7 protein-coding genes and 1 pseudogene are annotated in these 13,859 nt (G+C 72.4%); all 8 read right to left on the bottom strand.

Annotated features, from left to right (window positions below; genetic code table 11):
• Nucleotides 1–1,390, bottom strand: a pseudogene (locus NBW84_RS14285) (hypothetical protein); the annotation flags it as partial.
• Entirely contained in the window at nucleotides 1,387–5,061 is a 3,675-nt protein-coding gene (locus tag NBW84_RS14280) for a hypothetical protein (RefSeq protein WP_250285218.1), read from the bottom strand. The pseudogene NBW84_RS14285 and the gene NBW84_RS14280, both read right to left, overlap by 4 nt.
• Entirely contained in the window at nucleotides 5,058–6,080 is a 1,023-nt protein-coding gene (locus tag NBW84_RS14275; protein WP_250285217.1) for a hypothetical protein, read from the bottom strand. The genes NBW84_RS14280 and NBW84_RS14275 overlap by 4 nt, the downstream gene beginning before the upstream one ends.
• Before the next feature lie 8 nt (nucleotides 6,081–6,088).
• Nucleotides 6,089–8,047 (bottom strand): hypothetical protein, encoded by a 1,959-nt coding sequence (locus NBW84_RS14270; protein WP_250285216.1) that lies wholly within the window; start codon nucleotides 8,045–8,047, stop codon nucleotides 6,089–6,091.
• A 41-nt stretch (nucleotides 8,048–8,088) separates the two neighbouring features.
• The gene (locus NBW84_RS14265; protein ID WP_250285215.1) at nucleotides 8,089–10,839 is read right to left on the bottom strand and encodes an AAA family ATPase; all 2,751 of its coding nucleotides are present in this window, start codon (nucleotides 10,837–10,839) and stop codon (nucleotides 8,089–8,091) included.
• Nucleotides 10,840–10,909: 70 nt separating this feature from the next.
• Nucleotides 10,910–12,334 (bottom strand): hypothetical protein, encoded by a 1,425-nt coding sequence (locus NBW84_RS14260; RefSeq protein WP_250285214.1) that lies wholly within the window; start codon nucleotides 12,332–12,334, stop codon nucleotides 10,910–10,912.
• Nucleotides 12,334–13,104: a 4Fe-4S single cluster domain-containing protein gene (locus NBW84_RS14255; protein ID WP_250285213.1), complete on the bottom strand. Its 771-nt coding sequence runs from the start codon at nucleotides 13,102–13,104 to the stop codon at nucleotides 12,334–12,336. The genes NBW84_RS14260 and NBW84_RS14255 overlap by 1 nt, the downstream gene beginning before the upstream one ends.
• Complete coding sequence (locus NBW84_RS14250) at nucleotides 13,101–13,430, bottom strand: hypothetical protein (RefSeq protein ID WP_250285212.1); 330 nt, start codon at nucleotides 13,428–13,430, stop codon at nucleotides 13,101–13,103. Before NBW84_RS14250 ends, NBW84_RS14255 begins: the two co-directional genes overlap by 4 nt.
• Between the last annotated feature and the right edge of the window lie 429 nt (nucleotides 13,431–13,859).

The following is a 13,859-nucleotide window of genomic DNA, read 5'->3' as shown; positions in this document are numbered from 1 at the left end:
CCGCGAGCTCGGGGCGGTCCACCGCCAGTGGCACCGGGATGCCGCCCCGGCCGAGCGCGGCCAACGCCCGGCCCGCGGCCCGCGACACCGCGGCCCGCACCGGCGGCAGCGCGCCAAGACCACCGACGGTGAGCACATCCAGCCCGTCGCCGGACGCTCGAGGCGAACCGCCGCCACTCTTCCCCGGCCCATCGGGAGCGCCGGGAACCGGGGGGACGCTGTCGAGCAGGTCGGCGCGGCGGGTCAGCAGGGCGACCACGGCATCCTCGATCGTTTCCATGACCGGATCGAGGCAGCCGGTCACATCCGCGGCGGACAGCCGGTAGCCAGCGCCGAACCGGTAGGCACCCGCGTCCCGCCAGCGTGGCTGCTCGGCCGCGGCGGCGAGCACCCGCACGGCCCGCTCCTGGCCGCGGGCAAGATCCTCGGCGAAGACGCGGAGCAGCCGCGCGGCCACGGTGTCCGTGGGCTCCCGGCCGTGGACGCGGGTGTAGGCCAGCCGCACCGCCGCGGCCGCGAAGGCCGACCCCGCGGCACCGGCGCGGGTCTCGGCGTCCAGCAGCCGGACCGCACGCTCCTGCGTCTCGCACAAGGCGGCCTGCACCCGGTCAGCGCCGACATCGCAGACGAGCAGCAGCCGGCCCGGCCGCGGCGCCCCGCCCACGGCAGGGCCGGCCGGGCCCGTCACAGCCGGCCCCGCTCCTGCCACTTCCTGTTCTGTATCTAATACGTTCGGTGCCGTCGTGGGCAGGCTGTCAAGGCCGGGGGCACGGTCGGCGACCGACCAGGCCGCGGCGCAGAGCGGTGCGCTGACCAGGGCGCGCACCGGCAGCCCGAGGTCGTCGGCGAGCAGGCGACGCAGCCCGTCCCGGGCGCCCTTCCCCTCGGACGTGCGCTGCCAGCGCTCCGGCACGGCGACGACCATCTGACGCGTGGCCGAGACACCCCGGCCATGGCCGGACGCCCCGCCCCGGGCCCCGGACCCGTCCAGGGCTGTGCTCCCGTCCAGGACAGTGCTCCCGTCCAGGACAGTGACCCCGTCCAGGACAGCGGTGAGGAAGGCACGCGCGGCCCGCGCCGGGCCGCGGGGTGACCGCCAGCCGTGCTGCCTCCAATAGGCCTCCGGCGTCCCGAGCAGGTCCAGGAAGCCGGTGAGCGCTCCGATATCGTGCCCGACGGCGTCGCGGCCGGCCAGGCTGTCCGGGGCGGAGGTGCTGTCGAAGGCAGCGCGTCCGACGAGCACCCGCGGCCCCGCCCAGGCGACAGCGGTCGCGACCGGCGCGTCACTTACGGGATCGAACGGCGGCAGGTGGCCCGCGTCATCACAGACAGCGATCCTGGTGCAGACGGACCCCAGGTCAAGGCCGACATGTCCCGCGCTTCCGCTCACGGTGACTTCCGCCATAGAAGAAGTTCGGATCCGGGCGAGACGTTCTCGCGCGCTTCCTCCACCGGCCCGGATCCGCCGAGCGCCGGGATGTCCTTCGACCCGGCCCGGGTGAGCGCCCCCTTGTGGGCACCCGGCGCGTTGTGGGCACCCGAGGCGGAAAACCACCGGAAGTACCCGGCGGCCTGGCCCCAGCCGTCGGGGAGACGGGCGAGGAGAGCTGGCAGCAGCGCTGTGCCGTCCTGTAGGTCCAGGCGGCGGGCGAGCTGTAGCAGCGCCCGCAGCCCGTCCGGAGACCTGGCCGGATCCGGTATGTCGGCGGGAGTCCGCGCCTCGATCAGAAGCGTCCGGAACGGGTCGAGTATCCGCGGCGGGTCGCCGATGCTGTCCATCCGGTCGAGCCAGTGCCGCAGCCCTTCGACCGAGCCGGCCCGCATCTCCTGGATGGCGACCTCCAGGGGGGCCCGGTCCGCGCGGCGCAGCCCGCGGTCGACCTCGGGCCAGCGGCGCTCGCCGGCCGGCGACCACCCGTCGGCGCAGAACTCACGGGCCAACGCGACAGCCCCGGCCTGGACCCGGCGAAACCGGGCGGCGCCCTTCGGCTTCCGGCCCAGCAGCCCGCCGAGCACCCGGTCCAGCCGGCCCTGCTCGCGCAGCCGCCGCGCGTAGGAGCGGGTGTCCTCCACATCGAGCAGAGAACCATCGGCGAGCAGGGCCTCAAGTGTCCTGATGTCGTCGTCGTCCCCGCCGGAATTCCCGGCGAGAACGTCGTCCACCCGGCTCGACCACTTCTCCATGGCCGTCTCGGGCTCCCGTACCGGCTCGAACAGCATGTTCTCGAACATCATGGAGACCCGGAAGCGCTCATCCGGTATGTCCAGATTCAAGGGAGCGCTGTCCCGGGCAAGTACGTGGACGATGTCGCGGGTCTCGTGGAACAGGGTCCGCAGCAGCAGGAGACGGCGGTAGTAGGCCCGGGCGAGACCCGACCGTAGCGGCGGAATTCCGGGCAGGTTCCGCCACTCCACCACATGTCGGCCCGACCCGGCCGCGCCATCACCGAAAGCGATACGAAAACGCTCGATCCGATCGCCGTACGCCCAGGTGCAGGCGCTCAGCGATGAACACATCCCTATCGGCAGGAGCGCCAGGACGGTGTCGAGAAAAGCCAGCCGCAGCCGCAGCGGCACGGACGGCACCGGAGGCGCGGACGGCACCGGGAACACTGGTGTGGCAATGGTCACCGGCCCGTCGAGCAGGAGCGCCGCGGTGGCCGCGACCGCACCGAAGCCGAACGTGTCGATAGCGTCGGCGATGGCCGTCGACGTCGGCGCCGCCATGCGCAGCAATTTCTGCGGAGCATCCGGCGTGCGCATCCCGCCCTGCGCCGCCTGATAGAACCTGGCTATTCTGGGACGAGCCCTGACAAATTCTTCGTGGGACGCATAACAACACCACAAGAATTCACCCCGGCCAAGCCGGCCGGCAGGGGCGTGGAAGGCAACGGCCACGTTTTTCATGACATCGCCGAAGAAGGAGACCTCCCCCAGCGTCAGGGCACCACCCGTCGGCGGCGCGGGCCGGTAGTGGGCTGCCAGCCAGGCCATATCGCGGACATCCCGCCGATCGGGATGATCAGCAATCATCCATTGCACCTCGAGGCCGACCTGAGCGCCCTCGGGCAGGCTGTCGGTCACCGCCTGCCCGCCGTCACCGCCACGGCGCAGCAGCCCCAGCCGGCGTCTGGACCGGCTCTGCGCCGTCTTCAGCAGCCGCTTGCGCACGCCGCTGTCGATCTCGATGTCGGGCCGCTCGAGGAAGCTGGCCCACTCGTCCCGCCGCCGCACGTCGAACCGCTGGCTCGCGGCCGTGAGCCAGTCCTCGAACACCGGCAGCACCTGGTCGAACCGCCCCCGCCGGAGGGCCCGCTCCAGCAGCACCTGCACCCCCGGGTCACCGGCCCCGTCCGGCCCGCTGAGAGCGGCGATGTCGTCAGCGCCGATCATCTGCCGGAACGAGGAGGTCTCCAACGCGCGCAGGACCCGCAGCACATTCCTGGACGCCGGATGGTCGGCGGCCTCCAGCCAGCCCAGCAGCCCCAGCAGGGTGCGCCCGCCCGACGGGGCAGGCGCGTCCCACCCATCGGCCGGCAGCTCACGCTTCATCTGCCTGACCAGCAGATGGATCGTGTACGCGCGGTCGGCCGCCAGCCGGTCCCGGACCATCCGCCAGCCGTCCGCGTCGTCCCGATGATCGAGTGTGGAGTCGACCACGAGATCGCGTATCTCCCGCCCGACCTCATCGGCGCCGCCGTGCAGCAGCAGGAAGTCAGCAAGAATCTCCGGGAGGCAGCGCAGCCGCTCTGCCATACCCACCAGCGCCGTGAGCAGCCGGCTGTCGGCGTCCACCTCGACAAGCTGCCGACAGCGCTCGAGCAGCGCCGGCAGCGCCGCCGGGACCCAGTGCTTCCTGACCAGCTCGATGTCGGTGGCGATCGCTCCGCCCGCACCGAAGCCGCCGGTCCCCAGCAGGAAGACCTTCAGCAGCTCGGCCGCCAGATAGTCGACAGGAGGCAGCGAACGAAAGTGCTCCCGTATGCTCTCGGCAAGGGCCTCCGGCGGGGCGGACGCATCTTCCTCGGGCGTCTCTTCCGTGAGCGCATCCCGCTCTGTGGCCAGCGAAGACGGCGAATTCCCCCGGGTCTGGCCGAGCAGTATCTTTCGCTCCGCCACGGCGAGTGCCTCGACAATTTTGTCCGGCTGGTTGAAACTGTATGGCTTCTCGTCCTCGGAGAGCCAGCGCAGAACGGCGTCGGTTCCCCACCCGTCACGCAGCCGTTTCAGGTTCACGGCATAAACACGGCTGGGGCTGTGGTCGCGGCCGGCAGCGTCATCATGGCCGTCGACGACGGCGTTGACATCCCGTGGGTCATCCGGATCGATCTGCCCGGCGCCGTCCCGCAGATACTGGGTGAACGCCAGCCGGATCCGGTGGCTGGTCCGGTTGTCCACCCAGGTGCCCGCGGACAGCGTGGCCCGGACGCCCGCGGGCAGCAGTGCGGCCACCTCGTCGAAGAAGGCTATCCGCTCCTCAAGCGAATACCTTGGCGACACGTAACCAGGAGTGAGCGTGACCGGCCCACGGAGCAGCGCCGCGGCCACGGCCCCCACGGCCGCGGCCGTCCGCGGATCCAGCAGCCGCTCCCGGACACTCGAGACCTCTTCGTCACGTGACCGAGCCGACACGATGAGCGGCTCGTCGTCGTGCTCGGGGAAGGGCCGCTCCTCAACCGCCCGGTACAGGGCCAGGTAGCTGCCGAAACACCGTTCGAAGTCGTCCAGCGGCAGGCAGAAGAAACGTGTCGGGACGATCGGGCGGCCGGCCGCGTCCACCGGCACCGTCGGCTCCCGCGGCCACTCGCGGATCGCGGCCCCCACATACCGGACGGTGGCGGCCGTGGCAAAGGTGAACGTCACCCACGGCAGCGCGTCCGCTCCCTCCCGCTGTTCCTCCCCAACAGGCGACCTGGGTGATCCGGGTGAGAAGTGATTGACCATCTTGGCCATGCTCCCCGGGCGGAGCCGGCCGGTGGAGCCGGATCGTAGCAGGCTGTAGTCTTCCCGCTGGCCGGGAGCTTTACCGATCAGTGCCCAGTCGAGAGCGACCTCGCTCATCGGTACCCGTCCGCCCTGCGGATCCGGTTCGCCAGCCCCACCAGCGGCTCAAGGACATTCATCGGCTGCGGCCGGGCCCGAATACGGAACTGGCCCCGCTCGCTGACGACGTTGGCATAGTCAGCGGGGTCGAACCGGCCGTTCGGCCCGATGTAGAAACCGATCGAGGAGGTCGCGTGGAAGCTGATACGGTCCAGGTAGAAATTCGACAGGATGCTGTCACGAATGTGCTGAGCGGAGTTGTCGGGCCGTTCCTGGCAGAGCATGCTGAAATACCGGCGTGCGACTTTCTGTTCGATTCTCGGCCGGCCGGGTTTCTCCGCCAGCACCGCGAGGTCACGAGGTGTCATCGCCCGGCCGAGCACCCGGGGATCGTCGAACTTCGTGATACAGACCGCAAGGTGGTGGGGCAGCCGGTTGCCGACCAGCTTCCCGTTGGTGAACGTCCTGCTCACCACCTCGTCGAGCATCTGGTTGAAATACTGGAAACCGTTGCCGTCATCCTCCTCCCGGATCGGGTCGAACAGATAGATGATTCCGTCGCAGGTGACCAGGTGCTCCACGAGCTGCTCCTTGGCGACCTCGTCACGCGTGCCCAGGCCCGGCTCGCCGCGCACCTCATCGAAGTCGAGCTCGTCCACGTCCGCGTTCTCGCCCTTGTCGTCGCGCGTCCACTGGTCCTCGAACAGCCGGCCGGAAACATCCAAAAACTCGAGAGCGAATTCTATATGACTTTCGTTCGCATGGTTCTGCCCGAGAAACGACCAGCTCAGCCGGGTGTTGGTGCCGACCTGGGTACCCGCCGGAAACATACGTTTGACGGCGAGTACGTTCGCGAGCTCGGACAGCACGGACACCGCGCCCGCATCCTTGCTCGTGACCCTCCAACTGGCCCGGCTGCGTGCCTGTTCGGCGGCGAGCTTCAAAGCGCCCAGATACGTCGTCTTCCCGCTGTATGTCGCGCCCCACAGACCGATGCGCATGTCAAAGCGCGGCCGGTCGAATGCCGGCTGGTCCACCCGCGGGCTTACCATGCGGCACCGCCGGAAGCCACGCTGCCGGTGCCGGCACCCGGCCGGGCCGCGCTGGAGGGCTCGGTGGCCGGGCCCAGCAGCGGCACCGGCAGCGTGCGCTCGCCGTACCCGGCGAGCAGCCCCAGCGCCGAGGCCAGCCCGGCGGCGGACACCCCGTCCAGGGTGAACAGCCCGTCCGCGCCCAGCTGGCGCCATGCCTCATCGGCCCGCGCCCGCGCGGACCCGCCGGCGCGGGCCGGGTCGACCTCGGGCATACCCCGGATGGCCACCCTGCGCATACTGTCCCGTACGACCAGTTGATCCATCTCCGTCCTCCAGTCGTGACGGGCCGGGCAGGGCACCGTGAGGTCGTCGTGCTGCCGCACCGGATGCGGCGGCCGGGCACCGATCGTGACAAGACAGTGAGCGGCGCCGTCGCGCCACCACCGCGTCCCCGCCGACTCGTTCAGGACACGCAGGGCATCCTCGACAGGGGCGGCGAAATCGTAGCGTGGCTCACTCGGCCGCCATCCGTACAGGGCCGTCAGCACACCCGCCGCCGCCATCGGCGCCGCCAACCGCACCACCGGCCGCTGCGACCCGCGCCAGTCGAGCAGGTTGTGATCGTCATAGCCGATCAGGCCGACCATCACCGCAGCCGGCTCCGGATGCTCCTCCCCGACCAGCGTGAGCAGGTCCACGACCACCTGGAAACGGGCCGCCACCGCCTCCGGCGTACCGCCGAGCTCGAGCGCGAAGACCACGTCGACCTGCTCGGCGCCGAACTCGGCGGGGACCTCGTTCAACACGCCCGGCCAGGTCCTGCCGCCACCGCGCAGATCCGCCGGATGCAGGAAGCGCACCCGGCCGGGCCCGTCGAGCGCGACCCGGACCCGCACGGGCGTGCCGGGCTGCGGCGCGCACCGCGCCAGGGCCACCGGACGCCACTGCCGCGGGTCGTCCCCCACCGGGGCGACGACCGCCAGCGCCAGCTCGTCCGAACGGGTCGGCGGCGCCAGCACCGTGACCTCGGACTCCGGCGCCAGCTCCGGCTCGGCCGGCACCACCGTGTCGGCTTCGAACAGCGGATGCGTCACCAGACGTACCCGTCGGGTGACATGATCGACCTCGGCGAGGGCGAGTGCATAACCATGCCGCAGCGGCGCCCGCCGCAGCATCTCGTCCAGAGTGCCGCTCACGACGGCGACCGGTTGCTGGCCGTCGGCCAGACCGGCGTGGACGAGGCTGTCCACGAGTGCCTGGAGCGCGTCGTCCACCATCGGCCAGCCAGCGACCTGCCGGACCAGCGGCACCACGCTGGACGGGCCGATCGTCGCGAGCACGTCGTGCAGCGGCTGGAGAGCCGCCGGCCAGCCTTTATAACCCACGGTCACGATCGGGTCCACCCGGCCGCCGCCGTGAGCCCCGATCCCGCCGGCCAGCCGCAGCCACTGGCTGTCCGGTTCCGACGGCAGCCCCGGGAGCAGATCCGACCAGTTCCATGTCCGCTGCGGCCCGAGCCGCTGGGGGACACCCAGATCGTCGGCGCCGACGCCGGTCACCGCGACCGCGTCCGGTGTCAGTTCGACGACAGCCGCCTGCCTGATCTCGCCGCTGACGATCCGGTTCAGCAGCCGCCCGACGACCACGCCGGCCGGCGCCACGGTGGGCGCCTCACCCACCTCGCGCCGGGCGGCGTCGATCTCACCCGGCGCCGGCGGGCCGCCGCGGACCACAGCCACCAGCCGGCCGGCCAGCCCCGGATCGCCGTCACCGAGCGCGTCGACGACCCGGGCCACGGCCCGCAGGTCGAACCGGCGGCGTGCCGCCGCCAGCCGGGCACCGAACTCCCGCTCGAGACCGGCAGTGATCCCGCCCAGGACGTAACCGCCACGCAGGAGCCAGCCGCACCCCCGGCACCGCGCCGCCGCCCCGCACGGCAGCGCGCAGACCGGGCAGCATCCCGCTGCCACCGGCCCATCACGGCTGTCGTCAGACCCCGGCACAAGCCCACTCACCTGGGAGGCCCGGCGGGCACGTCATCGGGCAGGAACGTGGTCAGCGCGTCCCGGCCGGCCCCGTCCGGCAGGCTCAGCGTGCGTTCGGCCAGCCGCGCCTCCATCCGGTCCAGCAGGGTGCGCACCGCGCGCCCGTTACCGAAGTCGTCCAGCCGGGCGGAACGGGCCGCCCGCAGCCAGCCGGACGCCCGCGCCCCAGCCGCTGGTGACAGGGTGTACCCGGCGTCCGACGCCATCCTCCGCAGGATCTCCGCCAGCTCCTCGACGGTGTAGCCGGGGAACTCCACCCGCTCGGTGAACCGCGAGCTCAGCCCCTCGTTGCGGGCGAGGAAGGCGTCCATCGCGGCCGGGTAGCCGGCGGCGATGACGACCAGCCGGCCACGGAGGTTCTCCATGGCCGGGACCAGGGTGTCGACCGCCTCCTGACCGAAGTCGTTCTCGCCGCCCCGGGCCAGGCTGTACGCCTCATCGATGAACAGCACCCCGTCCAGCGCCTCCTGGATGCGTTCCTCCGTCCTCGACGCGGTCTGACCGACATAACCGGCGACCAGACGTTCCCGGGTGACCTCGACCACATGTCCCCGGCCCAACAGCCCGAGGGAGTGCAGCATCCGGCCGAGCAGCCGGGCAACCGTGGTCTTGCCGGTGCCCGGCGGGCCGACGAAGAGCAGATGCGGGGCGAGCACACCGTCCGATCCCAGCCGCTGCCGGTGCCGCAGCCTGGCGACCAGCCCCCGCAGCACGTCCTTCACCGCGCCCATGCCGACCAGCGTGTCGAACTCGGCCAGCACCTCCTCCACCCGGGGAACGGCCCGACGCAGATACACCCGGTAACGCTCAGGGATATCCGCGGGCCGCAGCGGCTCGGTCAGCACGGTTTCGGCCGACGCGGCGTCCAGCCGGGCCACCCCGCCAGCGGGGAACACCCGCTGCGACCACTCGTCCCGCAGCTCCGCGGCCAGCTCACGCATGGTCCGGGCATTGCCGAACGACCCGTCGCGGACCCGGTGCAGACCGGTGACGGCCTGCCGGAGCTCGTCGGCCAGCTCCGGCGTCCAGGCGAGTTCCGCCCGGGTGAGCTCGCCGAGCAGGATGGCCAGCAGCTCGTCGGGGGAGAAATCGGGGAAGTCCACGACGTTCGCCGCCGGGAACCGGCTGCGCAGGCCGGGATTCGAGCCGAGGAAGTCGGTCATCCGCACCGGATAACCGGCTACGATCACTACCAGGCGGTCCCGGTCGTTCTCCATCCGGGTGAGCAGCGCGTCGATCGCCTCCTGGCCGAACCCGCCGGCCTGCTCGGTCAGCCGGTACGCCTCGTCGATGAACAACACCCCGTCCAGCGCCTCGTCGACCAGCCGGTTGGTGTTGATCGCGGTCTGGCCGACGAACCCGGCCACCAGGTCGGACACTTCCGCGGAGACGAGATGGCCGCGGCGCAGCACGCCGAGATCCTGGTAGATCTCACCGACGAGCCGGGCGACCGTGGTCTTGCCGGTGCCCGGATTACCGGTGAAGACCAGATGCAGCGCCTGGGCCTCGGCGCGGCCGGCCCGCCCGGCCGCACGGCGGGCGTCCTCCAGCGCCATCCGCCTGGCCAGCCTGCGCAGATGCTCCTTGACCGGCGCGAGCCCGGTCAGCTCGTCCAGCCGCTCCCAGGCATCGCGGCCGTCCGGCATGGCCGTGGTGAGCTCGCCACGGGCCCGCAGCTCCCGCGCGCTGAGCGGGATGCCGGCCCGCGCGAGCCCGGTCAGGCTGTGCAGCCAGCGCCGGGCACCGAGCGCGCCCTCTCCCGCCATCGCCGCGGCCAGCCGCGGGATCTCCGCCCAGTCGGCGACACACAGCCCGTGACGCAGCCGGACCAGGTGGACCAGGCGTTCCAGCTCGGCCGCGGTGGGCTCCCCGACCTGCGCGCAGGCCCGTCCCGACCGCCGCTGTGACTGGTCGTCGAGGAACTCGGCCAGGGTCGAGTAGCCGCCGAGCCCGCGGACCTCCTCGACGACCCGGTCCCAGCCGCGGTGGTGGAACAGCAGCAGGCAGACGTTGCCCGTGCGCGGGCCGGTGATCCACCTGCCGAGCGCCTCGGAGAACGCACGGCGCTCGCCGACATGGGCGAGGAACTGGTCCGCCCGTACCACGGCCACGGCCGTGCGGACCTCGTCCTGGGTCATGTAGTGCTCAAGCATCTGGATGAGGAACGTGTCACGCATCCCCGTCCGGCGGCGCGGCGCGCTCACCGCCGCCGCCGGCCGCGCCTCGTAGTCGGCGGCGGCACCTGATAGCGGCCCGTCACTATCCGCGACTCCACTCACCGACGCCGGGGAGCGTAGCTGCATCCGCCGCCCCTGCGGCCCGGAGAAGTACCGCATCCCACCGGCCCGGCCTGCCCCAGCGGCCGACGCCGGTCCGTCCGACGCCGATCCGTCCGACGCCGGTCCGTCCGGCGCCGGCCCGTCCGGCGCGGGCCCGTCCGGCGTCCGCGCGGGCCTCGGGTGCCGGCGGCCGGAACGTGCCCGGTTGGTGTAGCCCGCCGAGTCCGCGTCGCGGAAGTACAGGGAGTCACGAGCCGAGCAGAAGGCGACCCGGTCGAAGCCCCCGGCTCGCAGTTCCTCCCACAACGCCTCCTCGATGCCGCGCTCCTGGTAGTCACGGCTGACGAAGACGTCGTCCGTCCCGATGCCGTACAGCACGAACACGGCGTCGCCGCCGGGCCGCACCGCCTCGGCGAGCCGCTCAACCGTCGCGGCCACCGGCGGATCCGTCCGCCCGGACGCGTCCGACCGGGCGGACGGGCCCGGTCTCTCAGTTGGCACCGGCTTTCTACCCGCTCCGTTTGCCGAGGCCCGCGCCGGCCGGCCGGCCCTGGGGAGCGTCCGTGCCGGCCTGGGGCGCCGCCCTGCGGATCGACTCGATGTCGCGGTAGCGGGCGTCGGGCTCACCGCCCGCCGGCTGGGGAACGCCCGTGTCCAGGCCGTGCTCCCGCAGGGCGGCGGCGAGCTCGCGGGCCCGAGCCTCGCGGATCTCCTCGGATCCGGTGTCCCGGTCGTAGGAGAGCACCTTCAGCTCGCATGCGGCCGGACCGGCCGTCGACGGCGAGACGTCGACCACGACCTCCCCGCCGTCCGGGTGCTCGACCTTCGCGAAGAATGCGTTGCGGTAGTCCTCACCGCCGTAGGTGGCGTCCGCCAGGCTGAAGCCGTTGTCGACCAGGGTCCGCACGACGATGTCGGCGATGTTGGCGCGTAACTGCGACCCGAGCTGGGCCAAGCCGGCCTCCTCGACGATCTCGGCAAGCCGTCGCTCGAAGGCGGGAGCGCGCTGGTCCACCAGCTCCCGCATGGTGTCGGTGCTGGGCGGGGACGCCTCGTCCACGAGAAGACCGAGCGTGGCCGCGACCTCGGCGCGTAACCGCGACAGCGCGCCGTTGGACCAGTAGTCGACTTCGAGCGGGACGTCGGGCAGCTCCTCCCCGTCGGCGTCGACGGCGGCCCGGTCGGCGTTGTGCTCGATCAGCCCCTGGACGACCAGCAGCGCGTCCCGGGCCGCGGCCCGCAGCAGGTGCCACTCCCGGTCGGCCCACTCCAGCTCCACCCGCAGGTCGGACAGCCCGTGATACGCCCGCTGCGCACCGGCCAACGCGGCTTCGCCCAGACCGGCGTCGAGGACGTCCCCGACCGCGGCGAGGTCACGTTCGAGAGCCTCCAGCCGGCCGGGCGCGTAGCGGTCGAACGGGAGGGTCTCCCGGATGAGATCGCGGACGGCATGAGCGTCCCGGACCCAGCGGCTGGCCGCCTCGACCGCCCGCTTCCGGTCCGCGGCGAGCTCGGCGAGGCCACCGCGCAGCTCGCTGACATCCCGTTCCCGCCGGCGACGTTCCTGGGCGACGGCGGAACGCAACGCACGTTCCCGTTCCGCCAGTGCCTTCCGGGCCTCGTCGCGCACCTGGGTGGCCGTGCTGTCGAGGCTGTCGAACATCTGCCGGGCCTGCTCGTCGAGCCGCCGGTTGACCTCGCTCTCCAGCTCTCTGGCCCGGGAGCTGAGCTGGTCGATCGTCCGTTCGGCGCTGCGCTGCCTGCGCTGGATCTCGTCAGCGGCCTGCTGGGCGTCCCGGCGGGCCTGCTCCCGGACGCCTTCGATCACCTGGGGCAGGTCCGACTGGACGTCGCGTAACCGGGCCGCGGCCCGCTGGGCCCGACGCCACTCGGACTCCTCGATGCGGACGAAGGCCGTCTTCCGGCCGCTCATCAGGTGTCCGCCTTCCCCTGTGCCGGGCCGCCGGCCCAGCCAGCCTGATCAGCCCGGCCGCGCTGATCGGTCCGCCCGGTCCGGACCGGGCGTTGACCGGGGATGTGACGGGCCTGCTCCGACGAGATGTTCCAGGCTCGTGCCGCCGCCTCGTCCAGCGCCGCCAGCAGCCCGCTCGCGGGTATCCCGACCATGAGCACCTCACCGTCGGCAATCATGATCTCGGTGGTTCGCAGGCGGCCCTCGAAGTCGTAGCCGCCCCCGCGCAGCCGGCCGGTCAGGTGGTGGATCCGCTGGTTGCCGCTGCCGCGCAGGCCACGGTTGTCATCCCGGCTCGCCACATAGCGCCCGTCGATCAATACGTCGACCTGTGCGAGCAGATCGGCGACGCCCGCGTTCGGCGGGCTGTGGCGCAACCGCTCCAGGCGGTACCCGGTGAAGCAGATGAGGGAGAGGTCCTGTTCGGGCCGTAACGCCCGGGCGTGGCGGGCAAGTTCCGCGAGGCCGGCCGCCTGGCTCATGGGCTCCCCGCCGGAGAAGGTCAGCCCGGTCAGCCCGGGCACCGAACACAGCTCGGCCGCGAGCTCCGCCGGCGCGACCAGCCGGGCGGGACGGTCGGGAATCCACTCCGGCGCCACACAGCCCGCGCAGCGGAACGGGCAGCCCTGCACCCACACCGCCGCCCGCGGGCCGGGCCCGAGGGCGTGGGTGAGCCGGCAGGTAGCCGCGACGTTGAGAAAGACGCCCGGGCCGCCCGGGCAGGCGCTCATGTCGGCCATTCCCAGGCGGTCGGATCATCGGCGTCGGGGAAGTCCGTGGGCTGCTGTCCGTTCGGGCGGGCGGTGCCGATCCGCGGGCCGAACCCGCCGCCCGTCCGGGGCACCCAGGTCTCCTCTTCATCCTGGTCGTGCGACCGCGCGCCGTCGTGGCCGGGGCCGGCGGGCCGCTGGCCGGCGGCATGTCTGTCGGCGGCATGTCTGTCGGCGGCCTCCCGCCTCGGGGCGTCCGGATCCCACCATGGCTGGACGTCGTCCCGCGTCGGCCTCGGGATGTCGTCCACGGGCGGCCGGTCCGTCGCCTCGTCCAGCTCCGCCACTTCCTCCGCAAAGGAAGGATGCCGTGCGCGCGGCGCCTGCCCGTCGTCCGCCCTGCCATCCACCGCGGCTGGCGCATGAGGCGGCCGTCCCGGCTCCTGCGGGCGCGTCGGCTTCTCCAGTCGCACCGGCTGCGTCGGCGGTACTGGCAACGTCGGCCGCTCCAAAGGCGTCGCTCTCCGCGGATCCTGCGGCCGCGTCGGCTGGAGCCCAGGTGACGCGGGCCTGTCCCCGGCATCGACCGTAGGAAGATCGTCCTGAAGGTGATGGCTCTGCTCAGGCCACGGCTGTCTGTCGTAGCGCGGTCCCGCGCCGGGTACCCGCGGGCCTCCCGGAGGCTGCGCCGACCTGGGCCTGGCCCAGGTCGTCTCGTCCTCCGGATCGACCGGTTGACCGGCCGGCCGATCAGCCGGGCCGTGGTCGTCCCGGTA

This window comes from Protofrankia sp. CiP1_Cm_nod2 (assembly GCF_920664355.1).
Taxonomy (GTDB): Bacteria; Actinomycetota; Actinomycetes; order Frankiales; family Frankiaceae; genus Protofrankia.
This window is presented reverse-complemented; position numbering and strand designations above follow the sequence as displayed.

Coding starts and splice junctions, on each gene's coding strand:
- NBW84_RS14280 (WP_250285218.1), bottom strand. CDS start 5,061: ATGAGCGAGGTCGCTCTCGACTGGGCACTGATCGGTAAAGCTCCCGGC.
- NBW84_RS14260 (WP_250285214.1), bottom strand. CDS start 12,334: ATGAGCGGCCGGAAGACGGCCTTCGTCCGCATCGAGGAGTCCGAGTGG.
- NBW84_RS14255 (WP_250285213.1), bottom strand. CDS start 13,104: ATGAGCGCCTGCCCGGGCGGCCCGGGCGTCTTTCTCAACGTCGCGGCT.